Annotated in this window: 19 protein-coding genes, 2 tRNA genes and 3 pseudogenes; 16 read left to right on the top strand and 8 right to left on the bottom strand. The window is 67.8% G+C overall.

Going from position 1 to position 25,042, the window contains the following annotated elements:
• The 9 genes and pseudogenes from ACFWP7_RS06925 to ACFWP7_RS06965 all read left to right on the top strand — a co-directional run.
• Positions 1–95, top strand: a pseudogene (locus ACFWP7_RS06925) (6-phosphogluconate dehydrogenase); the annotation flags it as partial.
• 62 nt (positions 96–157) lie between these two features.
• Entirely contained in the window at positions 158–1,282 is a 1,125-nt protein-coding gene (gene recF / locus ACFWP7_RS06930; RefSeq protein WP_384377209.1) for a DNA replication/repair protein RecF, read from the top strand.
• On the top strand, positions 1,279–1,830 hold the full coding sequence (locus ACFWP7_RS06935; RefSeq protein ID WP_384377212.1) for a DUF721 domain-containing protein: 552 nt from the start codon (positions 1,279–1,281) through the stop codon (positions 1,828–1,830). The genes recF and ACFWP7_RS06935 overlap by 4 nt, the downstream gene beginning before the upstream one ends.
• Positions 1,831–2,160: 330 nt before the next feature.
• On the top strand, positions 2,161–4,245 hold the full coding sequence (gene gyrB / locus ACFWP7_RS06940; protein WP_384377215.1) for a DNA topoisomerase (ATP-hydrolyzing) subunit B: 2,085 nt from the start codon (positions 2,161–2,163) through the stop codon (positions 4,243–4,245).
• A 42-nt stretch (positions 4,246–4,287) separates the two neighbouring features.
• A complete protein-coding gene (gene gyrA / locus ACFWP7_RS06945; protein WP_384377218.1) occupies positions 4,288–6,879 on the top strand; it encodes a DNA gyrase subunit A in 2,592 nt (863 codons plus the stop codon).
• A gap of 18 nt (positions 6,880–6,897) precedes the next feature.
• Positions 6,898–7,659 carry a DUF3566 domain-containing protein gene (locus ACFWP7_RS06950; RefSeq protein ID WP_384377221.1) on the top strand — a complete coding sequence of 254 codons (762 nt, stop codon included), beginning with the start codon at positions 6,898–6,900 and terminating at the stop codon, positions 7,657–7,659.
• Positions 7,660–7,770: 111 nt separating this feature from the next.
• Positions 7,771–7,844: transfer RNA gene (locus ACFWP7_RS06955), tRNA-Ile, on the top strand.
• A gap of 474 nt (positions 7,845–8,318) precedes the next feature.
• Positions 8,319–8,741 (top strand): helix-turn-helix domain-containing protein, encoded by a 423-nt coding sequence (locus ACFWP7_RS06960; protein ID WP_384377224.1) that lies wholly within the window; start codon positions 8,319–8,321, stop codon positions 8,739–8,741.
• Positions 8,742–8,772: 31 nt separating this feature from the next.
• On the top strand, positions 8,773–8,898 hold the full coding sequence (locus ACFWP7_RS06965; protein WP_384377227.1) for a hypothetical protein: 126 nt from the start codon (positions 8,773–8,775) through the stop codon (positions 8,896–8,898).
• Between the two features lie 55 nt (positions 8,899–8,953).
• Here ACFWP7_RS06965 and ACFWP7_RS06970 read toward each other — a convergent pair whose 3' ends face one another.
• Positions 8,954–9,325, bottom strand: a complete 372-nt coding sequence (locus tag ACFWP7_RS06970; protein WP_384377230.1) for a DUF6344 domain-containing protein — start codon at positions 9,323–9,325, stop codon at positions 8,954–8,956.
• A 349-nt stretch (positions 9,326–9,674) separates the two neighbouring features.
• Here ACFWP7_RS06970 and ACFWP7_RS06975 point away from each other — a divergent pair, with 349 nt between their 5' ends.
• Both ACFWP7_RS06975 and ACFWP7_RS06980 read left to right on the top strand, forming a co-directional pair.
• Positions 9,675–9,803, top strand: a complete 129-nt coding sequence (locus ACFWP7_RS06975) for a DLW-39 family protein (protein ID WP_003999697.1) — start codon at positions 9,675–9,677, stop codon at positions 9,801–9,803.
• A gap of 441 nt (positions 9,804–10,244) precedes the next feature.
• Positions 10,245–11,729, top strand: a complete 1,485-nt coding sequence (locus ACFWP7_RS06980; RefSeq protein WP_384377233.1) for a hypothetical protein — start codon at positions 10,245–10,247, stop codon at positions 11,727–11,729.
• Positions 11,730–11,777: 48 nt separating this feature from the next.
• Here ACFWP7_RS06980 and ACFWP7_RS06985 read toward each other — a convergent pair whose 3' ends face one another.
• Positions 11,778–13,928 (bottom strand): protein kinase, encoded by a 2,151-nt coding sequence (locus tag ACFWP7_RS06985; protein WP_384377236.1) that lies wholly within the window; start codon positions 13,926–13,928, stop codon positions 11,778–11,780.
• 216 nt (positions 13,929–14,144) lie between these two features.
• Entirely contained in the window at positions 14,145–14,693 is a 549-nt protein-coding gene (locus tag ACFWP7_RS06990) for a helix-turn-helix domain-containing protein (RefSeq protein ID WP_384377239.1), read from the bottom strand.
• A 181-nt stretch (positions 14,694–14,874) separates the two neighbouring features.
• Between ACFWP7_RS06990 and ACFWP7_RS06995 the strand changes: the two genes are divergently transcribed.
• Positions 14,875–14,947: transfer RNA gene (locus ACFWP7_RS06995), tRNA-Ala, on the top strand.
• A 588-nt stretch (positions 14,948–15,535) separates the two neighbouring features.
• Here ACFWP7_RS06995 and ACFWP7_RS07000 read toward each other — a convergent pair.
• Entirely contained in the window at positions 15,536–16,648 is a 1,113-nt protein-coding gene (locus ACFWP7_RS07000) for a sensor histidine kinase (RefSeq protein ID WP_384377242.1), read from the bottom strand.
• Positions 16,641–17,336 carry a response regulator transcription factor gene (locus ACFWP7_RS07005; protein WP_384377245.1) on the bottom strand — a complete coding sequence of 232 codons (696 nt, stop codon included), beginning with the start codon at positions 17,334–17,336 and terminating at the stop codon, positions 16,641–16,643. The genes ACFWP7_RS07000 and ACFWP7_RS07005 overlap by 8 nt, the downstream gene beginning before the upstream one ends.
• 512 nt (positions 17,337–17,848) lie before the next feature.
• Between ACFWP7_RS07005 and ACFWP7_RS07010 the strand changes: the two genes are divergently transcribed.
• Together ACFWP7_RS07010 and ACFWP7_RS07015 are read left to right on the top strand one after the other, a co-directional pair.
• Positions 17,849–18,961, top strand: a complete 1,113-nt coding sequence (locus ACFWP7_RS07010) for an endonuclease/exonuclease/phosphatase family protein (RefSeq protein WP_384377691.1) — start codon at positions 17,849–17,851, stop codon at positions 18,959–18,961.
• A 201-nt stretch (positions 18,962–19,162) separates the two neighbouring features.
• A pseudogene (locus ACFWP7_RS07015) lies at positions 19,163–20,251 on the top strand (lipid II:glycine glycyltransferase FemX).
• A 57-nt stretch (positions 20,252–20,308) separates the two neighbouring features.
• Here the strand turns inward: ACFWP7_RS07015 and murF are convergent.
• A pseudogene (gene murF / locus ACFWP7_RS07020) lies at positions 20,309–21,374 on the bottom strand (UDP-N-acetylmuramoyl-tripeptide--D-alanyl-D-alanine ligase); the annotation flags it as partial.
• A 277-nt stretch (positions 21,375–21,651) separates the two neighbouring features.
• Positions 21,652–22,353, bottom strand: a complete 702-nt coding sequence (locus ACFWP7_RS07025; RefSeq protein WP_384377248.1) for a DUF5324 family protein — start codon at positions 22,351–22,353, stop codon at positions 21,652–21,654.
• Between the two features lie 391 nt (positions 22,354–22,744).
• On the opposite strand from ACFWP7_RS07025, the gene ACFWP7_RS07030 reads away from it, so the two are divergent.
• Together ACFWP7_RS07030 and ACFWP7_RS07035 are read left to right on the top strand one after the other, a co-directional pair.
• Positions 22,745–23,278 (top strand): peptidylprolyl isomerase, encoded by a 534-nt coding sequence (locus ACFWP7_RS07030; protein WP_384377250.1) that lies wholly within the window; start codon positions 22,745–22,747, stop codon positions 23,276–23,278.
• A 235-nt stretch (positions 23,279–23,513) separates the two neighbouring features.
• On the top strand, positions 23,514–24,428 hold the full coding sequence (locus tag ACFWP7_RS07035) for a rhomboid family intramembrane serine protease (RefSeq protein ID WP_384377253.1): 915 nt from the start codon (positions 23,514–23,516) through the stop codon (positions 24,426–24,428).
• A 304-nt stretch (positions 24,429–24,732) separates the two neighbouring features.
• Here the strand turns inward: ACFWP7_RS07035 and crgA are convergent, their stop codons facing one another.
• Positions 24,733–24,987, bottom strand: coding sequence for a cell division protein CrgA (gene crgA, locus ACFWP7_RS07040; RefSeq protein WP_384377256.1), 255 nt, complete (start codon positions 24,985–24,987; stop codon positions 24,733–24,735).
• Positions 24,988–25,042 lie beyond the last annotated feature (55 nt).

The raw sequence follows: 25,042 nt of genomic DNA on the forward strand, positions 1-25,042 counted from the left end.
CCCGCTTCGCGTCCCGCCAGGACGACTCACCGCAGATGAAGATGGTCGCGGCACTACGCAACCAGTTCGGCGGCCACGCGGTCGAGAAGAAGTAATCCACAGATCCACAGGCCGAGGGCCCGCGGATCCACAACCTGGGGGAGGTCGGCGAACGACCATGCACGTCACGCATCTGTCGCTGGCCGACTTCCGTTCCTACGCCCGGGTCGAGGTCCCGCTCGACCCGGGCGTCACCGCGTTCGTGGGCCCCAACGGACAGGGCAAGACGAACCTGGTCGAGGCGATCGGCTACCTCGCGACCCTCGGCAGTCACCGCGTCTCCTCCGACGCCCCGCTGGTGCGCATGGGCGCCGACCGCGCGATCATCCGGGCCAATGTCCGTCAGGGCGAGCGCCAGCAGCTCATCGAGCTGGAGCTGAACCCCGGCAAGGCGAATCGTGCCCGCATCAACAGGTCCTCGCAGGTCAGACCCCGTGACGTGCTGGGCATCGTACGTACGGTGCTGTTCGCTCCCGAGGATCTCGCCCTCGTCAAGGGCGACCCCGGCGAGCGGCGCCGCTTCCTCGACGAGCTGATCACCGCCCGCTCCCCGCGCATGGCGGGCGTCCGCTCCGACTACGACCGGGTCCTCAGGCAGCGCAACACGCTCCTGAAGTCGGCCGCACTGGCCCGGCGGCACGGCGGTCGCACCATGGACCTGTCCACCCTCGACGTCTGGGACCAGCACCTCGCGCGGGTGGGCGCCGAGCTGCTCGCCCAGCGGCTCGACCTGGTCTCCGCGATCCAGCCGCTGTCCGACAAGGCGTACGAGCAGCTGGCGCCCGGCGGCGGCCCGATCGCGCTGGAGTACAAGCCCTCGTCACCCGAAATCGTCGGCCACGCGCGCGAGGAGCTGTACGAGCAGCTCATGGCCGCCCTCCTGGAGTCCCGCAAGCAGGAGATCGAGCGGGGTGTCACCCTGGTGGGCCCTCACCGGGACGAACTGCTGCTCAGGCTCGGCCAGCTGCCCGCGAAGGGATATGCGTCACACGGTGAGTCCTGGTCGTACGCGCTGGCGCTGCGCCTGGCCTCGTACGACCTGCTCAGGTCCGAGGGCAACGAGCCGGTGCTGGTTCTGGACGATGTCTTCGCCGAGCTGGACACCCGCAGGAGGGAACGGCTCGCGGAACTCGTCGCTCCGGGCGAGCAGGTGCTGGTGACCGCCGCGGTCGACGACGACGTACCCGGCGTACTGACGGGCACGCGTTACTCCGTTTCCGAGGGCGGGGTGGAGCGCGTATGACGGAGAACACACCCGACCCGGGAGCGGCACCCAAGGTGCCCGAGCCGTCCGGCGTCGACCTCGCGCGGGTGGCCCTGCGTGCCGCGAAGGAACAGGCACGCGCGCGTGGGGACGCCGCTCAGCAGAAGAAGCAGGCGCGGCGCGGTGGCGGGCTGCGCTCCGGCGCGCGCGCCGACGGGCGCGACCCCATGGCGCTCGGTGCCGCCATCAACCGGCTGCTCACCGAGCGCGGCTGGGAGACCCCGGCTGCGGTGGGCGGTGTGATGGGGCGCTGGCCGGAGATAGTCGGCGACGACCTGGCCAAGCACTGCGTTCCGCTGCGGTACGACGACGATCCGGCCGAGCGGGTGCTGACCGTGCAGTGCGACTCGACCGCCTGGGCGACCCAGTTGCGGCTGCTCGCCCCGGAGTTGGTGAAACGGCTGAATCAGGACCTCGGGCACGGCACGGTGCGGCTGATCAAGGTGCAGGGTCCCGGGGGTCCCCCCCGCCGCTTCGGGCCCCTGCGCGCCCCTGGAAGCAAGGGTCCCGGCGACACCTACGGGTGATCGGCACAGGCTGGAACCGTCGGCCGTGGTTGACCGGATGCGGTTGCGAACACCGACCTGACTCGGCAGTAGCCAAGGGTTGACACCCGGAAGCGCTGAGTGCCGCTGTAAGCCTCTTTGAGCCCGGGTCCGCATATGGGGAGTCGGCAGAGACCGGTTCAGGGCGGCACATGCGGACTCAGGTACCGGCAAACCCCCATCACTGTCGGCGCTACCGGTAGACTGGAAGCTAATCCCGCCCCACTTGTGGGACAGACCGAGCAACGCTGACTAGGGCTTACCAACGCAACACGCCGCAGCCTCTCCGGCCACCCGCCAGGAGTTTGGCTTGTGCTGTGCCAGAAAGGGCGCTTCGTGGCCGATTCCGGCAACCCCAACGAGAACATCCCGTCCACCGACGCAGGCGCGAACGGCGAGGCAATCTCCTCGAACGGCGAGGTCTCCGCCTCGTACGACGCCAACGCCATCACCGTCCTCGAGGGTCTGGACGCGGTCCGCAAGCGACCCGGTATGTACATCGGCTCGACCGGTGAGCGCGGCCTGCACCACCTGGTGCAGGAGGTCGTGGACAACTCCGTCGACGAGGCGCTGGCCGGTCACGCGGACACCATCGACGTGACGATCCTGGCCGATGGCGGCGTGCGAGTCATCGACAACGGCCGCGGCATCCCGGTGGGCATCGTCCCGTCCGAGGGCAAGCCCGCCGTCGAGGTCGTGCTGACCGTGCTGCACGCGGGCGGCAAGTTCGGCGGCGGCGGCTACGCGGTCTCCGGCGGTCTGCACGGCGTGGGCGTCTCCGTCGTCAACGCGCTGTCCACGAAGGTCGCCGTCGAGGTCAAGACCGACGGCTACCGCTGGACGCAGGACTACAAGCTGGGCGTCCCCACCGCACCGCTGGCGCGCAACGAAGAGACGGACAAGACCGGTACGACGGTCACGTTCTGGGCCGATCCGGACATCTTCGAGACCACCGACTACTCCTTCGAGACGCTGTCGCGGCGCCTCCAGGAGATGGCGTTCCTCAACAAGGGTTTGACCATCAAACTCACTGATGAGCGCGAGTCGGCGAAGGCCACGGCCGGTGCGGACGAGGCGGGGGCGGACGAGATCGCCGAGGTCAAGTCCGTCACGTACCACTACGCGGGCGGCATCGTCGACTTCGTGAAGTACCTGAACTCCCGCAAGGGAGAGGTCGTCCACGACACCGTGATCGACATCGAGGCCGAGGACAAGGAGCGCCTGCTCTCCCTCGAGGTCGCGATGCAGTGGAACAGCGGCTACAGCGAGGGTGTGTACTCCTTCGCCAACACCATCCACACGCACGAGGGCGGCACGCACGAAGAGGGCTTCCGGGCCGCTCTGACCGGTCTGATCAACCGGTACGCGCGCGACAAGAAGCTGCTGCGCGAGAAGGACGACAACCTCACGGGTGACGACATCCGCGAGGGTCTGACCGCGATCATCTCGGTCAAGCTCGGCGAGCCGCAGTTCGAGGGTCAGACCAAGACGAAGCTGGGCAACACCGAGGCGAAGACCTTCGTACAGAAGGTCGTGCACGAGCGTCTGACGGACTGGCTGGACCGCAATCCGAACGAGGCTTCGGACATCATCCGCAAGTCCATCCAGGCGGCCACCGCGCGCGTGGCGGCCCGCAAGGCGCGTGACCTCACCCGCCGCAAGGGCCTGCTGGAGTCGGCGTCCCTGCCCGGCAAGCTCTCCGACTGCCAGTCGAACGACCCCACCAAGTGCGAGATCTTCATCGTCGAGGGTGACTCCGCCGGAGGCTCGGCCAAGTCGGGCCGCAACCCGCAGTACCAGGCGATCCTTCCGATCCGAGGCAAGATCCTCAACGTCGAGAAGTCGCGGATCGACAAGATCCTGCAGAACCAGGAGATCCAGGCGCTGATCTCGGCCTTCGGTACCGGGGTCCACGAGGACTTCGACATCGCGAAGCTCCGCTATCACAAGATCATCCTGATGGCGGACGCCGACGTCGATGGGCAGCACATCAACACTCTGCTGCTGACGTTCCTGTTCCGCTTCATGCGGCCGCTGGTCGAGGCCGGGCACGTGTTCCTCTCGCGTCCGCCGCTCTACAAGATCAAGTGGGGCCGCGAGGACTTCGAGTACGCCTACTCGGACCGGGAGCGTGACGCGCTGATCGAGCTGGGCAAGCAGGCCGGGAAGCGCATCCGCGAGGACTCGGTCCAGCGCTTCAAGGGTCTCGGCGAGATGAACGCCGAGGAGCTGCGCATCACGACCATGGACCAGGAACACCGCGTCCTCGGCCAGGTCACCCTCGACGACGCCGCCCAGGCCGACGACCTGTTCTCGGTCCTCATGGGCGAGGACGTCGAGGCGCGCCGCGCGTTCATCCAGCGCAATGCCAAGGACGTCCGCTTCCTCGACATCTGAGTCGGTCTCAGCTGACCGCACCAGGAAGGATCTTCACCAGCAATGGCCGACGAGAACACTCCCAGTACGCCTGAAGAGGGCGCCATCGCCCAGCGCGTCGAGCCCGTCGGGCTCGAGACCGAGATGCAGCGCTCCTACCTCGACTACGCGATGTCCGTCATCGTGTCGCGCGCGCTGCCCGACGTACGGGACGGTCTCAAGCCCGTCCACCGCCGCGTCCTGTACGCCATGTACGACGGCGGCTACCGGCCCGAGAAGGGCTTCTACAAGTGCGCCCGCGTCGTCGGCGACGTCATGGGCAACTACCACCCGCACGGTGACTCCTCGATCTACGACGCGCTGGTCCGCCTCGCGCAGCCGTGGTCGATGCGGATGCCGCTCGTGGACTCCAACGGCAACTTCGGTTCCCCGGGCAACGACCCGGCCGCCGCCATGCGGTACACCGAGTGCAAGCTGATGACGCTGTCCATGGAGATGGTCCGTGACATCGACGAGGAGACCGTCGACTTCACGGACAACTACGACGGCCGCTCCCAGGAGCCGACCGTCCTGCCGGCCCGCTTCCCGAACCTGCTGATCAACGGCTCGGCGGGCATCGCGGTCGGCATGGCGACCAACATCCCGCCGCACAACCTCCGCGAGGTCGCGGCCGGCGCCCAGTGGTACCTGGAGAACCCCGAGGCCTCCCACGAGGAGCTCCTGGACGCCCTGATCGAGCGCATCAAGGGGCCCGATTTCCCGAGTGGTGCCCTAGTAGTGGGCCGAAAAGGCATCGAGGAGGCCTACCGCACGGGTCGTGGCTCCATCACGATGCGCGCGGTCATCGAGGTCGAGGAGATCCAGAACCGCCAGTGTCTGGTGGTCACCGAACTCCCCTACCAGGTCAACCCGGACAACCTCGCGCAGAAGATCGCCGACCTCGTCAAGGACGGCAAGGTCGGCGGCATCGCCGACGTCCGTGACGAGACGTCCTCGCGCACGGGCCAGCGCCTGGTCATCGTCCTGAAGCGGGACGCGGTCGCCAAGGTCGTACTGAACAACCTCTACAAGCACACCGATCTGCAGTCGAACTTCAGCGCCAACATGCTGGCGCTGGTCGACGGCGTCCCGCGCACGCTGTCGCTCGACGCGTTCATCCGCCACTGGGTGACGCACCAGATCGAGGTCATCGTCCGCCGGACGAAGTTCCGGCTGCGCAAGGCCGAGGAGCGCGCGCACATCCTGCGTGGCCTCCTGAAGGCCCTGGACGCCATCGACGACGTCATCGCGCTGATCCGGCGCAGTGACACCGTCGAGATCGCGCGCGTGGGCCTGATGGGCCTCCTGGAGATCGACGAGATCCAGGCCAACGCCATCCTTGAGATGCAGCTGCGCCGACTGGCCGCCCTGGAGCGCCAGAAGATCATCCAGGAGCACGACGAACTCCAGGCGAAGATCACCGAGTACAACGCGATCCTTGCTTCGCCGGTGCGTCAGCGGCAGATCATCAGCGAGGAACTCGCCGCGATCGTCGACAAGTTCGGCGACGACCGCCGCTCCAAGCTGATTCCCTTCGACGGCGACATGTCCATGGAGGACCTGATCGCCGAAGAGGACATCGTCGTCACCATCACGCGCGGCGGCTACATCAAGCGCACCAAGACCGAGGACTACCGCTCGCAGAAGCGCGGCGGCAAGGGCGTACGCGGCACGAAGCTGAAGCAGGACGACATCGTCGACCACTTCTTCGTGTCGACGACGCACCACTGGTTGCTGTTCTTCACCAACAAGGGCCGCGTCTACCGCGCGAAGGCGTACGAGCTTCCGGACGCCGGCCGCGACGCGCGTGGCCAGCACGTCGCCAACCTGCTGGCCTTCCAGCCGGATGAGCAGATCGCGCAGATCCTCGCGATCCGTGACTACGAAGCGGCGCCCTATCTGATCCTGGCCACCAAGGGGGGTCTGGTGAAGAAGACGCCTCTTAAGGATTACGATTCCCCGCGTTCGGGCGGCGTCATCGCGATCAATCTCCGTGAAACGGAGGACGGTTCCGACGACGAACTGATCGGAGCCGAACTCGTCTCGGCCGAGGACGATCTGCTTCTGATCAGCAAGAAGGCACAATCGATCAGGTTCACGGCTACGGACGACGCGCTGCGACCGATGGGCCGCGCGACCTCGGGTGTCAAGGGCATGAGCTTCCGCGAGGGAGACCAGCTGCTCTCGATGAATGTTGTTCGACCCGGTACGTTCGTGTTCACTGCCACAGACGGTGGGTACGCGAAGCGGACCAACGTCGCCGAGTACCGCGTCCAGGGTCGCGGTGGCCTGGGCATCAAGGCCGCCAAGATCGTCGAGGACCGTGGATCTCTCGTGGGCGCGTTGGTGGTCGAGGAGACCGATGAGATTCTCGCCATCACGCTGTCCGGTGGTGTGATTCGTACGCGAGTCAACGAGGTCAGGGAGACGGGCCGTGACACCATGGGCGTTCAACTGATCAATCTGGGCAAGCGCGATGCCGTCGTCGGTATCGCTCGTAACGCCGAGGCCGGTCGCGAGGCGGAGGAAGTCGACGGCGAGGACGCCGTGGACGAGACCGCCGAAGGCGTCGAGGCAGTCGGTACGGAAGAGGGCGAGCCGTCCTCGGCCGAGTAGCGCGAGGAGTGAGTCATCGTGAGCGGAGCCACGGGCGCCGGATCGACCGGTACGGAAACGGACGGCGGCCGTGGCCCCGCCATGGATGCGACTGACTCCCATGATTCTCATGGATCCCAGGGGGGAACTGTGACGGACACCCGAGGCCCGCAGGCCCAGAGTTACATGGGCGGGGAGGCCCCGGCAGGAGCGCCGCAGGCACCTGGTTCGCCGGTGGCGGGGCCACCGCAGCAGGGTTCGTCCCTGCCGGGCGCGCCCCTGTCGGGTTCACCATTGCCCGGTTCGCCGCTGCCAGGGGAGCGGCAGTCGTCGCAGCCCGCACAGCCGTACCACCCGCCGCAGGCGTACCCGGCTCAGGCGCCTTCGGGCGCGGTCCGCCGACCGCGCACCGGCGCGCGCACGGTGCCGCGGACGCGCAAGGCACGGCTGCGGGTCGCCAAGGCCGACCCGTGGTCGGTGATGAAGGTCAGCTTCCTGCTCTCCATCGCCCTCGGCATCTGCACGATCGTCGCGGCCGCGGTGCTGTGGATGGTCATGGACGCGATGGGCGTCTTCTCGACGGTCGGCGGCACCATCTCCGAGGCAACGGGCTCGAACGAGTCGAACGGCTTCGACCTGCAGTCGTACCTCTCCCTGCCGCACGTCCTGATGTTCACGTCGGTCATCGCGGTCATCGACGTCGTCCTCGCCACCGCGCTCGGCACGCTCGGCGCGTTCATCTACAACCTCTCCGCCGGCTTCGTCGGTGGCATCGAGCTGACCCTGGCCGAGGACGAGTAGGCACGAGTCGGCAGCCTCTCAAACGTCCGCCGACTATCGATTTTGGGACTGGCCGCGTCGTGCGCTAATCTTCAGAGGTCAGCGCGCGGGACGTACACCGCAAAGCGCGGCGGGGCTATAGCTCAGTTGGTTAGAGCGCATCCCTGATAAGGATGAGGCCACAGGTTCAAATCCTGTTAGCCCCACATCATGAAGGCCCCCAATCAATCGTGGTTGGGGGTCTTTGTTACGTCCTGACCTTTGCCACGTCCGTACCTTGTTGGCACCTACGTCCAGCGACGACCGCGGGCGGCGGCGGACGATGGACGGGGCCGTCGGCTCTCGTGTCGGACGACGCCGGAAGCGGCGTCGAGGAGGCCCTGGAATCGGCCGACGGCCCGTGGTGGCGCGGGCCTGATCGTGGACGGTCAGACGGTCAGACGGTCAGACGGTCAGACGGTCAGACGGTCAGCGGGTTCGGGGGCGAGGCCGTGCTGTCTATATTCAATCTTCGCGTAGATGTAGATAACATCAGAAGACAAGAGCCCGTGTGGACCGAGAGCACTGAGGGGTACGCCGTAGGACACGGGCAGCGCGGAATGTCACCCGTTCCCGGAATATTGGACGTCGAGCTGCGACCTACTTGCGCAAGCGGATGGTGTTGGTCGATGCTCGCAAACGTGACCAAACGCCCTCATCCATCCGGCGAACTCAGCTCCAGTGCGGACTTCGCCCACGGGGGTGAAGACCTGGCTGCCCTGTTGGAACGCCTTCTTACCCAAGCGCCGGGCCGGACACAGAAGGATCTGGCCGAGCAGGCAGGCATCTCGTACCCCACGCTCAACGCGTGGGTGAACCGGACCCGCGGCACGTCCCGCATCGACCGGGAGAAACTGCAGGCGATGGTGGAGGTGTTCCGTCGCTGGGGTGTGAAGACCACACCGCGGGACTTCTTCGCCTCCGTCGGACGGTCGGTACCCGGTCCCAGCTGCGAGGAACGAGAAGCGCAGCTGCTGCGGCTCTACCGGCAGCTGCCCGAGTCCAGGCAGCGTGACCTGGTCAAGAACGCCGAGGCGATGCTCCAGCTCAGCCGCGTCCTCTGAAGGTCACTGGCACCGCTGCGACTTGGGGGAATTGTGTCCACTTTCTCTGGAACTGCAGGAGATCCTCGCGACCGACCTGGACGCGCCGGCCACCGCCGAGGCGACACCGTTCTGCTTCTGCGGCACGCGCGTCGAACTGCCTGGCGAACTCGCGTGACACGGCTCAGGTAGATCTGCTGGCACCCTCTGACGTACGGGGCGGCACCTGTTGGTCATCGAGCGCCGGTGAGGCAGTCGACCGTGCTGGTGGATCCGGTTTCCGTCGTCGTGCCTGTTGTGGCCGAGGAGTCGGTCACCTCGGGCGCGGTTGCGTCCAGAGGCGGGCGATGACGGCAGGAGGGGGACGAACCGTGGGCCTCTGCCCGGATGCGCTGCTTCATCGTCGGAGGCAGGCCCCGATCGTGGGCCCCGGACCCGAGGGGCGCCGCCTGAACCGTCACGGCCGGGGCCCCGGCGTTGCGGACGGGCGCAGACTGAGGTACGGCCGCGGCTGCGGTCGTCGTGATGAATCCGGCCGCCGTGCACACGGAGAGGAGGAGCGTCACGATGGCGGTCCACAGCTTCATTGCCTGGTTCCTGGCCATGATCCCTCACTTTCGGGTTGGGTGATTTGCGTACTTTCCTCATGATGTGTATGGGGGTCGTGAAGTGGTGGACCGACGCTCGTGGCGTGTCGATCTTCCGATGAACTGTCACTCGGACGGGCGCATGAGGCCCGCAATCCGGAGAAGAGCCGGAGAAGAGAGAGCCAGGACGGAGGCGGTCACCTTCCGAAGGGGGGTGATCACCCTTTGATCGGAGCGGTTTCCCTGGCCTCTAATGCGCTGCCCCGGTGGTGAGTTGGTCGTCGACGCAGGTCACCGATCGATATCGGTCGGTGTGTATAGTCGGGCGCCAGAAGTCCCCTACGTCAAGGAAAGACGAGGTCGCGCGGTGAAGAAGCTCCTCCTGGTCGCACTGGCCGCCATCGGCGGGCTCCTCGTGTACCGCCAGATCCAGGCGGATCGCGCCGAGCAGGATCTGTGGACGGAGGCGACTGACTCCGTGCCCACGGGTTCGTGAGTATCGACAACAGTCGAGACGACAGTCTCAGAGCAGACCCCGGCCGCCTCGCGGTCGGGGTTTTGTGTTGCCCGGGAACCTTCGATTCACGAGAGCAAACGATTGAATTGCGATGAGGAACTCGAGCACTACGTAGAGGGGTCTTTCGGCCGCTCGTCCGGATAGCGCGGGTAGCGAGGTCGCGGTCGGGGCAGGATGGGCCACGATCCAGGGCGGCCACGGCTGTGCCGTACGGCTGCGTATACGCGTACGACCATGTCTACGAACATGCTGAGACAAGCTGACGGACAAGCTGACGAACATGCCGACGGACAAGCTGACGGACAAGCTGACGGGCATGCGAGAGGGCATGCCGACGGATAGGCCGACGGATAGGCCAACGGGTAGGCCTACAACGAGGGGTGGCGCGCGATGGGGCGGCGCAGGGCACGGTGGCGCGCGATGTCGTGGCACGGCCGGGCGCTCGCGGCCACCACGGCGATGACGGTCGTGGCAACGGCCCTGTGCGCGGCGGTCGCACTGCCGGGGCAGAGAGCCGCAGCCGGTACGCAGGTGCGAGCCGCCGATAAGCAGGTGGGAGCTTCCGGTACGCAGTGGGAAGCCTCCGGTACGCCGAAGCCGTACGCTTTCGCCGAGGACGCCACCCCGGTCGAAGGCACCGCGGACACCACCCACTCCGTACGTCTGGAGCCAGGAAGGGCATACAGGAGCTCCATAGGAAGGGACGGCAAGCTCTACTACCGTCTCGAACTCGATGCCACATCCAACGCGTACGTCTCTGCCACCGCCATTCCCGGGACGGGCGAAACGGTCACCTACGGGGATGGCATCAGGGTGTCCGTGCAGGACGGCAACAGCCGCAACTGCTCCTTCTCCGGGACCACCCACTTCGGCGCCACCCAGAGCTCCCACCCCATTGCCGCCTGGGCGTCGCGGGAGAGCGACGGTGAGCAGTACGCCTGCCAGACAGCGGGGACGTACTACGTCGTCGTCGAGCGCAGTGGTACGACGGGCTCCTCCTCCGGCGACTGGGACCTGGAGCTCACCTATGCGTCGGAGCCCAGCCTGAAGAAGGCCGGTTCGACGAGCGCGCCCGAGACGTGGAACTCCGCCCCGCCGGACGCCCTCACGGGTGACCCGGAGTCCCGCGGAGGTGGCGCGGGCTTCACCCGGGCGACCAGCCTTGAACAGGGAGTCTGGCAGGACACGATCAGTCCCGGACAGACGCTCTTCTACAAGGTGCCCGTCGACTGGGGACAACAGCTCTACACCACCGCCGAACTGGGCAGCTCGAACAGCGGCGGCGACGGCTATCTGGGCACGGCCCTGGCGATGTCCCTGTACAACCCCGTACGTGGCCTCGTCGACGACGAGGGTTCCGGATACGACGGCAGCCAGCGTTCGGCCACGCTGGATCCGCTGCCTCCCGTCGCCTATGAAAACCGCTATGCCCCCAGCAACCGCGTGAGCGAGATGCGGTTCGCCGGCTCGTACTACCTCGTGGTCCATCTCGCCGAGCAGGTCGCCGACAAGTTCGGCGACGGGCCGTTCGGGCTGACCCTTCGTGTGCGGGTGGGCGGCGCCGCGCAGGCGGGGCCGGCGTACGCGGGGCGGGCGCAGCCGCGGGACGCGTTCGACGTTCCGTCAGGGCCTTTTGAGGGCGCGGCGGGCGACGACGGTGATCGTGGCGGTAGCGGACGTAGCAGCGGTAGCGGCGGCGGCAGCGGCACGATGAAGCTGGTGGCCGCGGGTGGGATCGGCGTGGGGAGTTTCCTGGTGCTGGCGCTCGTCATGTGGACGGTGGTCGCGCGCCGGGCGGGGCGGGTGCCGGAGGATGCGGACGCGGACGCGGTTCCGGTTCCGGTTCCGGCTCCGAGTCCGCAGACGTCGACTCCGAGAAACCGTCGCGCGCCGCGCCACCGGTAGACCGACGAACCGGCCGTGCTGCGAGTCGTTGCTCCGGACGGGCTCCATTCAGATCTGGGTCAACGCCCAGAAACCCACCGCGAAGCAGACCAGCGCGAGAAGCAGCACCGGGACGGCCACCTTCGCGGGAGGTCCTGGACGCCGTCGCGCCCAGCCGAGGCCATGCTCCGAAAATGCCCCCGCCCGAGGTGGAACCTGCGGGGACCGAGCGGTGTATGAACCAGTAGGGGCGTAAACGTGCTGCGGCATCGCGGCGGACAGGGAGACGGGCCGATGGGGGGAGGGCACTTGTGTAGGCGTGGGCGTGGGTTCGAAAGGCTGAGCGTAGGGGGGAGTTGGAGCCGGGAGCGCGACCGCGGTGGGGGGAGTGGGGGGCTGCTCGGGCTGGTGTGGCGGCTGGTGCGGTGGTTGGTGGGGGGCGGGGTATTGCTGCGTCTCGTGCCACGCCTGGTGCGGCTCTTGCTGGGGGTGGGGCTGGGTGTGGGGGATGGCCGCCTGGGGTGGGGGCAGGTGGAAGCTTCCGGTGTCCGACATCGAGGAGGGCTGTGGAGGTACGGGGGCGGACGCGGGGTGCGGGGGTGCGGCACCATCATTGGCGGGGGGATTCGGTCGTACGTTGGTGGGGACAGATCCCGGCTGTCCACCATCGTCCCTGGACTCGGGGCGTATGCCATCGGAGACGGACCTCGGCCACGTCGCACCGGAGACGGGCCTCTGGGACAGGGATCCCGAGCCGTGATGCCATGGCCCGGAGCCGGAGCCGGAGCCGGAGCCGGAGCCGGAGCCGGAGCCGGAGCCCGAACCCGAACCGGAGCCCGAACCGGAGCCGGGCCCCGACCCGGGCCCCGACCCGGGCCCCGACCCGGGCCTCGACCCGGACCCAGACCCGGACCCAGACCCGGAGTCCTCACCTTGGTCGTAGCCCGAGCCCGGTTGCCAGGACCGGGAGTCGTGGGCAGAGCCGGGAACCGGGTCGAGCCCAGTCCCTGCCTCCGCCTCGGCCCCAGTGCCTGCCTTCGCCTCAGCCCAAGTGTCAGCTTCAGAAGCCCCCACGCCAGCCTCAGAAGCCCCAGTGCCAGCCTCAGACCGATGGTGAGAGCCAGCGCCGACCCCGGTACGAGTTCCACGGCCAGCGTCGGGGCCGGCTCCACCCTCAGCGTCAAGGCCGGCTCCACGCCCAGCGCCACGTGCCGAGCCAGGGGCAGGGCCAGACACAGGCTCCGCCCCCAACGGCACCTCACCCAGATCGAGTTGTGCCGCTACGGCGGTCGAGCCCGGCCGGAGAGATACGTCACCGGCGCGCACGCCCGGTGTGGCCCCGAGCGGACCCTCTGGGCCGAACCCCTCAGGGAGCGGCCCGAGTTGGTCGAATACGTCGATCAACTCGTCGTCGGGGCCAGGCTCCGGCAGCAGCTCGGCGGCGGAGACGAGCGCCTTGCGCGCCCCCGTGGCGGTGCGGAACCGCGCCTGCGGGTCGGGCTGCACCAAGGTGGCCACGACCTGCCACAGCGGTTCCGGGATGCCACGGGGAGCCGCCGGCGTGCCGTTCTCCGCGAAGTACTCGATCAGCGCCTTGGCATCCGGCCTGGCACCCTCCAGCAGATACAGGGCGACCAGACCCACCGCGAACAGATCGGCGGGAAAGTCCGGCTCGGCGCCCAGCATCTGCTCCGGAGCGAAGTAACCGGGCGTCCCCACCACGTAGTTGGGCTCCGTCAGCCGTGGCTCGCCCAGCCGCATCGCGATGCCGAAGTCGGACAGACGAAGCCGTGGCCGAGCCTTGCCGGTAGCCTCCAGCAGCACGTTGGCAGGCTTGATGTCCCGGTGCACGACCCCCTCGGCGTGCACGGCGGTAAGCCCGGACAGAAGCTGGTCGAGCAGGGTGCAGACGAACAGTGGCGGCAAGGGACCATAGTCCGCTACCAGGTGGACCAGCGAACCCCCGGCGACCAGGTCCATCGTGAACAGGACCTTGTCGTCGTCGGCGGCCCAGCTGGCGGGAGCGAGGACATGCGGATGATCGATGCGCATCGCCTGCTCACGGACGAAGCGGAGCAGGGCATGCGCGTCGCTCTGCTGCAACACCTTGGCCGCCACATACCGGCGCCGCCGGTGATCCCAGGCGCGCCAGACGGCACCGACTCCCCCACGCCCGATCGGGTCGACCAGTTCGTACCGGCCGGCGAAAACCTCACCCATGGTCGTGCGTCGCCCCCCTGCGGTGGTCGGTCCGATGACCTCTTCCGACGTGCACGGACGCCGGGACCTCTGTGAAGTCCCGGCCGTCCGGTACTTCACAGAGGCGCCCGGCCGCGCGAACCCCGATGAGGCGCTCGGTTGCCTGACATGCGGCGTCCGGAAACATCGCAAGCCCCCCAGGCGCCCGGCGCCCGGCGTGCGGCGGCCGGGCTTTGCTCAGCTCTGGTGCGACTGGTAGTGAGCGACCGCGTCAGAAGTGCGGCCGGCGCCGTACACCCGAAGGAACTCTGCCAGTTCCGGGTGGGTCGGGGCGAGAGTGTCCGCCGCGTCGATGATGTCCCCCGCAGCTGCGACCGAGCGCAGCAGGGACTGGATCTCCCGGACCACCCGCTTCACCGTGGGCGCCCCTGAACTGCTCGTAGATTGTGTGGTGTTGCTGAGCACCGAGCCCCCCTGCGACTTCTTGATCTCGTCCATACGCTCAGTTGCCTCAGCGGCGCTTACGCTGCCGTCCACGACCTGCCCCGCCAGGTCCTGCAACAGCTGCACACGCTGCACCACCGCCGGATTGCCGATCTTGGCGCGCTGACCGCTCATCAGCTGCGACAACATGGGCGCGGACAGGCCCAACACCCCGGCAAGACGCGCCTGGTTGAGCCCCAGATCGTCTATGAGCCTACGGAAGAGCTCCCCCAACGGCTCCCCGTACCAGTTCCGCTGCAGCTCCCGGGCTCTCGCGGTTGCTTCCTGCTGTGCGGCGTCCATTTGCGTCTCCCCATCGCTTCCCCAAAAACCGCGGTTCGCTGTAGCGAACCACGTCGAGCATCTTACGGAGAGTGGTTGTCCACGGGGACCCCAATCTTTTTGCGAGATCCCGGGGGTGACCCGGTACTCTGGTCTCCGGCGCCAGTCGGAAGGGGTTCTTTCGGCCGGACGTTCCACTTCCGGGGCCTTAGCTCAGTTGGTAGAGCGCTGTCTTTGCATGGCAGATGTCAGGGGTTCGACTCCCCTAGGCTCCACTCATATAGCCCCTCTGAACTGCGGAAACGCAGTTCGGAGGGGCTTTTTGTGTGCTGACATGTCAGCACGGTGGTGCTGACGGGGGCCCAAGGAGGCCCAATTTCTCCGGCGTTTGCGGAGCTCCCCGCTCCCCTGGCGTTTCCCTGGGTTTCATGGCTGGTCGGAGGCGTCGAGGGCGATGACAGCTTCGGACTTCCAGCTTTCCTACTTGTTTGTCAAACCGGGAGTATGCCCGGGACGACGTACAAAATCTGCGAGGGCCCGGCGACGCGGGTGAGCCTTTCGCTTCCGGAGGGGACGGCGGAGGCGATCAAGGCGCGGGTGGGCAAGCAGGAGTTCTCCGCGTTCGTCGCGACGGCGCCGGAGCTGTCGCGAAGGCGAGGCCGATGATCCGGCCCTGCTGACCGAGCAGCATCTTCAGTCGGAGTCGGAGTCGGAGTCGGAGTCGGAGTCGAAGTCGGAGTCGGAGTCGGAGTCGGAGTCGGAGTCGGAGTCGGAGTCGAATCGGTCGTACACGCGCCGGGAGAAGGGGTGCCGGAGATGGTCGTAGATCTACTGTGCTGGCCGCGCATCGATTCCCCGATTCTTCACCTGTCGGCGTACGGGGATGTCGCGGGTAGTTCCACAGTGATGCGGATTCCGCCGGCAGAGCGCGGGGTGAGGGTGAGGGTTCCGTCGTGTGCCTGGGTGATGGTTTTGACGATGGCCAGGCCCAGACCGACGCCTGTCCGGCCGGTGTGGATGCGCTCGGTGTCGCGCTGGAAGGGTTCGGTGAGGGTCGAGACCAGCTGGGGGGTGAGCTGCCTGCCGGTGTTTTCGACAGTGAGCACCACGGTCTTGGGGCGGACGCTGGTGTGGACCCATACGGTGCCGTGTTCCGGCAGGTTGTGGACGATCGCGTTCTGTACGAGGTTCGTGGTCAGCTGCAGCAGGAGCGCCTGCGATCCGATCGTGGGGGCGATGTCGCCGTTGCTCTCGAGGGTGACGCCATGCTTTTCCGCGAGGGGGAGGAGTGTTTCGGTGGCTTCTTCCGCAATGAGGGACAGGTCGACGTGTTCTCGGGTGAAGGACCGCTGGTTGGCGCGGCTGAGCAGGAGCAGTGCCTCGGTGAGGTCGATGGCGCGGGCGTTGACGGCGTGGAGGCGGTCGACGAGTTCGCCGGTGTCGTGGTTCGGATCGGTGCGGGCCACGTCGAGAAGTGCCTTCGAGATCGCCAGCGGGGTGCGCAGTTCGTGGGAGGCGTTGGCGGCGAATCTCTGCTGTTCGGCGACCTGTGCTTCGAGTCGTTCGAGCATGGTGTCGAAGGCGTCGGCGAGTTCGCGGAACTCGTCTTTGCGGCCCGGTAGCCGGATTCGGTGGGAGAGTGATCCGTTCGTCGCCATGCGGGTGGCGTCCGTGATGCGGGTCAGGGGGGCGAGCATGCGGCCGGCGAGGATCCACCCTCCCCCGAGGCCGAACACCAGCAGGAACGCCAGTACTGCGGCTGCCCTCGGCGCGAAAACGTCCAGGAGGTTGGACCGGACGGGAAAAACACCATTAGTGGGCTTGTCATCGGGGTTGATGAGCATCGCGCGGTCGGGGACATAACGGAGGAGGAACACCCACACCGCCGCGAGCAGCAGGGCACCGGCCACCATGAGGAACCCGGCGTAGCTGAGGGTGAGTTTGAGGCGAACACTCACCCCAGGTGACCTATCCACGCTCGTCTCCCTCGTGTCCGGCCACTGGTTGCGCGTCGATGCGGTAGCCGACGCCTGGCACGGTGGCGATCAGCCAGGGTTCGCCGAGCCGTTTGCGCAGGGCCGAGACGGTGATGCGCACGGCGTTGGTGAACGGGTCGGCGTTCTCGTCCCATGCGCGTTCCAGGAGTTCTTCGGCGCTGACGACACCGCCTTCGGCAGCGACGAGGACTTCGAGCACGGCGAACTGTTTGCGGGTGAGCGCGACGTAGCGGCCGTCGCGGTATACCTCGCGGCGGAACGGATCCAGCCGCAGGCCTGCGATCTCCCGCACGGGCGGCCTGTTGTGGGCGCGCCTGCGGTCGAGTGCTCTGAGCCTGAGCACGAGCTCCTGCAGTTCGAACGGCTTCGTGAGGTAGTCGTCGGCGCCGAGTCCGAACCCGGTGGCCTTGTCGTCGAGCCGGTCGGCGGCGGTGAGCATGAGGATCGGCATGCCGCTGCCGGAGGCGACGATGCGTTTGGCGATCTCGTCGCCGGAGGGGCCGGGGATGTCGCGGTCGAGAACGGCGATGCCGTAGGTGTTGATGCTCAGCAGTTCCAGAGCGGTGTCGCCGTCACCTGCGATGTCCGCCGCGATCGCTTCCAGGCGCAGGCCATCGCGGATGGCTTCTGCCATATAGGGCTCGTCCTCGACGATCAACACACGCATGCTGCCGATGCTAAGAGTCGGCACATATCGTCCGCGTATCGAAAACCGCATACGTGCCGGCAACACCGTGTTGCGTTCACTGGCGGCATGACTCGAACCCTGCCATCGGCACGAACAAGGACCCGCCGGGGTCCGCTGGCTGATTGCCGTCGGCCCGACAGTCGTCATAGCGGTGATCGCCTCAGACCCCGCCCACCAGGTGCCGCAGTCCTCGCCCCCGTCGTCTTCCTTGCCTTCTTTGTCCGCTCGCCTTCCTCGTCGCCCTCGGCCGCAGCGCGCTCGAATACGCCTAGGAGTGAGCGCCGTGGTGCCCCGGGCGAGGCTGACGATGTCGTTCTCGACGCTGTGACGGTCTTCGATGACGCGTTTTCGGCTGTGGCCAACCTCGATCCGGATCTGCTCAAGGCCCTCGACCGTGGCTGCCCGCGGATGTATGCCGACCCCACCCAGGATCCGAGGACGCACCGGTGAACAGCAGTGCAGCAGTGAGCAGTAACGAGCGAGGGCAGACGATGACGCAGGTGGACACGGCGGAGGCCGGACAGGGCAGCCCGGCGGATACCCGCGCGGCAGGTACCGGAGCCGGTGCCCCGACGGCCGGCACCGGCGGGACCTGGCGCGCGCGTGTACGCCGGGCGATCCGTAACGGCTTCCGGCCGGGGCCCTGGAAGCGCGGCCCGGTGCTCACGGCACTGGCGCTGCTCCTTGGCCTCTTTATGCTGCTGCACGCGAAGATCCCGAATCGGACCGGTGGCCTCGGCAGCCTGGTGGAGACCTTCCTGCCCTGGTTCGGCCTGTTCGTCCCGGTGCTGCTGGCCGGGGCGCTGTGGCGCCGCTCCGCCTCCGCGGTGGCCGCGCTGTTGTTGCCGGTCATGGTGTGGCTGAACCTCTTCGGCGGGCTGCTCGGCGACAAGTCCCACCCGGGCAGTGACCTCACCGTGGCCAGCCACAACGTCGGCGCCAACAACCCCGACCCGACCGGCACCGCCCGCGACCTGGTCGCCTCCGGTGCGGACGTGCTGGCACTGGAGGAGATCACCCCGCAGGCCCAGGGCGCGTACGAGAAGGAGCTGGCGAAGGCGTACCCCTACCACACGGTGCAGGGCACGGTCGGACTGTGGAGCAAGCTGCCGCTGTCCCACACCCAGCCGGTCGACATCAAGATGGACTACGGGCCGCTGGGGGACACCAAGCCGGTCGAGATCAAGCTGACCTACACCCGGGCGCTGCGCACCACGGTGACTACCGGCCACGGGCCGCTGGCGGTGTATGTGGCCCACCTGGGGTCCGTGCGGGTGAATCCCAGGGCGGGCTTCTGGACGGACTCGCGGGACAGAGGCGCGCAGGCGCTCGGCAAGGCCATCGCCGCCGATCGGAACGAGCGGGTGGTGCTGCTCGGTGACCTGAACGGCACCATGGACGACCGCGCGTTCGCCGGCATCACCTCGCAGCTGCGCTCGGTCCAGGACGCGGCCGGGGACGGCTTCGGCTTCAGCTGGCCGGCGAAGTTCCCGGTGGCGCGGATCGACCAGATCCTCGTCCGCGGCGTGGAGCCGAAGAGCTCGTGGCTGCTGCCGGCCACCGGCAGCGACCACCTGCCGGTGGCGGCCGGAATCAGCTGGTGAACATCGCGCAAAAGCCGGCGGAGGGGATCGGCCTCGTCAGGCACTGGCCCAGAACCTATCGTCGGCATATCGAAAACCACATACGCGCCGGCAACACCGCGGCGCCTTGGCTCATGGCATGTCCTGCAACGAACCAGCACGAACAGCAGCCCGGTCTCCGGTGTCCTTGTCCTCCTCGGTCGGCAGGGGGCGGGTGTGAGGCTGACCGTCGGGCCGATCAGCGTCGCCGAGCACTTGGCGTTCGTGCGGACACGGAGGTCGGTCAGCTTCCTGCAGACCCCGGCATGGGGCCGCGTCAAGACCGAGTGGCACAGCGAGCCCCTCGGCTGATTCGACGGTCGGCGGCTGGTCGGTGCAGGGCTTGTCCTGCGCCGCCCGGTGCCGCGGCTCGACCGCTTCATGCTGGCCTATCTGCCCGAGGGTCCGGTCATCGACTGGACCGGCGAGATCGACGCGTGGCTCGATCCGCTGGCGGCGTACCTCAAGGCACAGGGCGCGTTCGCGATCCGGATCGGGCCGCCGGTGTGCACGGACACCTGGAGCGCCGCCCAGGTCAAGGAGGGCATCGCCGACCCGGGCATCCACCGGCTCACCGGGCTGCGGAGCCAGTGGGCCGACCCGGTCGGCGCCCGCGTGACCAGTCGGCTCAGGGATGCCGGCTGGCTGCCGCAGAGCCCGGAGGACGGGTTCGGGGTCGGGCATCCGTAGTTCAAGTACGAGGTTCCGCTGGCCGGCAGGACTGAGGACGACCTTCTCAGGGGCATGAACCAGCAATGGCGCCGCAACATCAAGAAGGCGGCCAAGGAGGGAGACGAGGTCACGGTCGATGAGGACCTGAAGGCGTTTCACGACCTCTACGTCCACCTCTACGTCCACACCGCCGGGCGCGACCGCTTCACGCCCCGGCCGCTGCGCTACTTCGAGACCATGTTCGCAGCGCTGAGCGCCGAGGACCCCGAGCGGATCAAGCTCTACCTGGCCCACCACCAGGGCGATCTGGTCGCCGTCACCATCCTGGTCCGCGTAGGCGCCCACGCGTGGTACTTCTACGGCGCCTCCTCCACCGAGAAGCGCGAGGTGCGCGGCTCCAACGCCTGCCAGTGGGCGATGATCCGCGACTCGCCGGCGGCCGGCTGCGATGTCTATGACCTGCGCGGCATCACCCCCACCCTCGACACCGACGACCCGCACGTCGGACTGATCCAGTTCAAGGTCGGCACCGGCGGTCAGGCGATGCGGTACGTCGGCGAGTGGGACCTGCCGCTGCGGCCGATGGGACGCCCCGCCTAGTGCCGGTCGCCAAGGGCAACGGCTACGGCCTCGGCCCGGTGTCCGCGTACGAGTGACTCAGACGAGTGCGGCGGCGACCACGTCGAGGCGCGCTCCGCGGGAGGCCTTGACGAGCACCACATCGCCGGCGCCGATGTGGCCGCGCAGCCAGTCGACGGTCGCGTCGTTGTCGGCCGGCACCACCGCTCGCTCTTCCGCGCCGTCGGCGATCGGCCGGGCTGCCTCGCCGACAGCGGCCACTACGTCGGCCCGGGAGGCGGCGTACTCCCCGACGGTGCGGTGCTCAGCCTCGCTGTCGTCGCCGAGCTCGAGCATCTCGCCGAGGATGGCGATGCGGCGCCCGCCCTCGATCGCCGCCAGTGCGTCCAGGGTGGCGCGGGTCGAGTCGGGGTTGGCGTTGTAGGAGTCGTTGAGCAGCGTCGCGCCGCCGGAGAGGTCGTGCAGCTCCATACGCCACTTCGACAGTGAGACGGTGGCCAGCGCCGCCGTGGCCATGTCGAGGGGAACGCCGGCCTCCAGTCCCGCCGCTGCGGCAGCCGACGCGTTGAGCGCCTGGTGGGCGCCCACGATCGGCAGCGCGAAGGAAGCCGAGGCGGCGCCGGTCCGCAGCGTGCCGGACGGTCGACCGAGCCGGTCAAGAGCCAGGTCGAGTGCCCGCACGTCGGGGTGGACCGCCCGGCCGAAGGTCAGCACCGGACCGTCGGTGAGCGAGCGCATCGCGACCACCCGGGGATCGTCGGCGTGGAGGACGGCGGTGCCACCGGGGGCCAGCCCCTGCACCAGCTCGCCCTTGAACCTTGGCGATGGCCGCGCGCGACCCGAACTCGCCGAGGTGGGCCTGGCCGACATTGAGGAAGACGGCGATGTCGGGCCCGACCAGGCCGGTGAGCCCGGCGATGTCGCCGACATGGCGGGCTCCCCTCTCCAGAACGAGGAACCGGGTGGCCGCTTCGGCGCGCAGCATGGTGAGCGGCACGCCGAGCTCGTTGTTGAGCGAGCCGATCGTGGCGATCGTCGGCCCGGCGCTCGAAAGCACGGCGGCCAGCAGGTCCTTGGTAGTGGTCTTGCCCTGGGAGCCGGTCAGCCCGACAACGGTCAGTACGTCGCGCAGCCGGGCCACGGCGAGCTGCGGAAACGCAGAGCGGACGGGCTCTGTGCACAGCAAGGGCGACGACCCGGCCTCACGCCGACAGCTGTGGCTCCGGGTTCCCTCATCGGTGAGTCGGCCGGACTGCCCCGGGCGCACGACGCTGCCTGCTCGCCGGTTCCACGTGAAACATCGTCGCTCACAGCTGAGGCCCGAGCTGGTTCCACGTGAAACATCGCTGTGGGGCAGAAGACCCTCAAGCCTTCTGCCCCACAGCGAAATTGAGATCGAAGTCAGAACTCAGACGCAGAGATCACGGACGGTCCTCACGCCCCGCCGCTTCCTCCTCCGCCTCCTTGGCCTCGACCTCGGGATCCAGGCCGGCCTGGCCGCTGCCATCGACCGACGTCAGGTGACCCGGCTCGGGCACCTCCGTCGCGGCAGGCGGCTCGACGAGCCAGTCAGGGTTGGCCTGCTTGTCCCACCACTTCCACGCCGCGAAGGCACCGCCCGCGAGAATCCCCAGAACCGCCAGCCCCTTGGCAACACGGCCGGCCCGCGCCCGCCGCTCCTGCTTACGGACCAGCTTCTGGATCTCCTTCGGCGAGACCTGACCGCGCAACGCGGCCAACGCAGCCACCCCACGCGACGCGGCCTCCTCCCGAACAGGCTGCGCCGCGGCAACCGCCTGCTCGATCCTCGGCTTGGAATAGTCGGCGGCCTGACGAGCCGCCTTGCGGGTACGGACGGCAGCTTCATGGGCCGCTTGGTCGACCTTGGGCGGCACATGCGTACGGGCCTGCTCCACGCGCGGGGCGAGATGAACGTCGTACTGCACGCGGGCCTGGTCGGCGGCCTGCGACACCTTGGGCGCAAGACGCACACGCGCCTCGTGCGCATAGTGCGATGCCTTGTCCTTGGCCGTGTCGGCGTAAGGCGCCACCACTTCCGCGGCGTGCAGCACGCTGTCCTTCGCCGAGCCGCTCGCGGCGCGCACGCTGTCGATGCGGGTCACGGGTTTCCTCCTCCTCGGTGGCGTACGTCGGGGGTTCTGAGTACCCCCAAAGACACACAGTTCACCTTTCCACCCCTATCCGGATCATGCCCGTCCGACGGGACCGGGGCATGTGAGGGCGGGCATCCGGGTCACGGGCGGACTCCGGGTGAACTCAGAGCGAGAGCCGCTCACGTGTCGATCAACTGCAATAGCGCATTAATACGGGGCAACGGGAGCTTGTCGTCGACAATGCCACGGATCGCCGTGCAGCGCCCCGGTACGGAGGGGACTAGGCCGGATTTCTGTAGGGCCGACACCGGGAAGTTCGCCCAGAGGTGGCCGCCGGGCGACGCGCGTCCCCGTCCGTGCGAGGATCGGAGAGTCAAGAGAAGGCAACGGAAGGCAGATCGTGGCCGAGCAGCTTTACGCCACCCTGAAGACCAACAACGGCGACATCGAAGTCCGGCTCCTGCCGAACCACGCGCCCAAGACGGTCCGGAACTTCGTCGAACTCGCCACGGGCGAGCGCGAGTGGGTCAACCCGGAGACGGGGGAGAAGTCCACGGACAAGCTGTACGACGGCACGGTCTTCCACCGGGTGATCAGCGGATTCATGATCCAGGGCGGCGACCCGCTGGGCAACGGCACCGGCGGCCCCGGCTACCAGTTCGAGGACGAGTTCCACCCGGACCTCGCCTTCGACAAGCCCTACCTGCTGGCCATGGCCAACGCCGGCCCGGCCACCAATGGCTCGCAGTTCTTCATCACCGTCTCCCCGACGGCGTGGCTGACCCGCAAGCACACCATCTTCGGCGAGGTCACCGACCCCGCCAGCCAGAAGGTCGTGGACGCCATCGCCGGCGCCAAGGCCAACCCCCGCACCGACCGCCCCGTCAACGACGTCGTCATCGAATCGGTCGTCGTCGAAACCCGCGGAGCCTGAGCCCGGCCGGCTGAGTCCTGAGTCCTGAGTCCTGAGTCCTGAGAGTCGAGTCCCGAGAGCTGAGCCGAGCCCCAATAGCTGAGCCGAGCCTCGAGGACTGAGCCTCGAGGACTGAGCCCCAGGTATCGCCTGCGCACGGCAGAGTCCCGTACGCTCCCGCAGGGAACCAAACGCCCCGTTCATCCGTATGGATGGACGGGGCGGTGCATTGCGTACGACCGAGTGAGGGGACCCCATGGACCAGGCGCCAGGCAGCCCACAGGGCCCAAAGGGCCCCGGGGATCAGGAACCGCAGGACACTCCGAGCCTGCCCACCTGCTACCGGCATCCGGACCGCGAGTCAGGCATCCGCTGCACCCGCTGCGAGCGACCGATCTGCCCCGACTGCATGGTCAGCGCCTCCGTCGGCTTCCAGTGCCCCGAGTGCATCCGCGGCGGCTCCGGAACCGGCCACCCCCCGACGGCCACCCAGCCCCGTACCCTCGCGGGCGGCACGATCGCCGCAGACCCCAGACTGACCACCAAGATCCTGATCGGCATCAACCTCGCCGCCTTCCTGGTCCAGTTGTCATTGGGCGACCGCTTCACCGACAGCTTCGACCTCTTCGGGCAGGCCTGGCTCTCCGGACGGCTGCAAGGCGTCGCGGAAGGCCAGTGGTACCGACTGCTGACGGCGATGTTCCTGCACGGCAGCTACATCCACATCATGTTCAACATGCTCAGCCTGTGGTGGATCGGCGGTCCCCTGGAGGCCGCCCTCGGCCGCGCCCGCTACCTCTCCCTGTACTTCGTCTCAGGCCTCGCGGGCAGCGCGCTCACCTATCTCATCGCCGCCCCCAACCAGCCGTCGCTCGGCGCCTCAGGCGCCATCTTCGGCCTCTTCGGCGCGACCGCCGTCCTCATGCGCCGACGCAGGTACGACATGCGTCCGGTCATCGCCCTGCTGGTGATCAACCTGATCTTCACCTTCGGGTGGAGCAACATCGCCTGGCAGGCCCACATCGGCGGTCTCGTCGGCGGTGTCGTCGTCGGCTACGCCATGGTTCACGCTCCGCGTGAGCGGAGGGCTCTGATCCAGTACGGGGTGTGTGCCCTGGTGCTGGTCGCCGTGGTGGTTGCCACGCTGGTCAGGACCGTTCAGCTCACCTGAGGAAACGGTGTTGTCCACAGATCGTGGCGGATCTTGTGCACATTGTGCGGGAACAGCTGTGCCCCCTGTCGCTGAACTGGTTTTCCCCAGGTCAGGCAGGGGGCGAACAAGCTTCCGGATCCCGGTAGGTCTATCGCACCGGCGTCAACCTCGGATTAGTTATCCACAGATCTTCTTTCTTTTCCACCTGTGTGGATAACTGCTGTGGATAACTCAGTGGATAGCCCTGGGCAGAGCTGTCGGAGACCTGCCCCGAAGTGCTGCAGAGCTGCCTCAGAGCTGCCTCAGGGCTACTTTCCTGGGGCTACTTCCACTGTGTGGAGACGCCGAAGCCTGCGGCGATGAAGCCGAAGCCGACCACGATGTTCCAGTTGTCGAGGCCGTCGACGGGCAGCGAGCCGTCCGTGACGTAGAAGACGACGATCCAGGCCAGGCCGATGAGGAACATGGCCAGCATGACCGGTGCGACCCAGCCGTGGCTGGTCAGCTTGATATTGGTCGCCTGCTTCGCCGCGGGCGGCGTGTAGTCGGCCTTCTTGCGGATACGTGACTTCGGCACGAGGGTCTCTCCTGTCGATGCGCTGCGTGGCCGCGCAGGGAACTGGGGCGGGCTC

It is taken from the genome of Streptomyces sp. NPDC058470, from assembly GCF_042721055.1.
Lineage (GTDB): Bacteria > Actinomycetota > Actinomycetes > Streptomycetales > Streptomycetaceae > Streptomyces.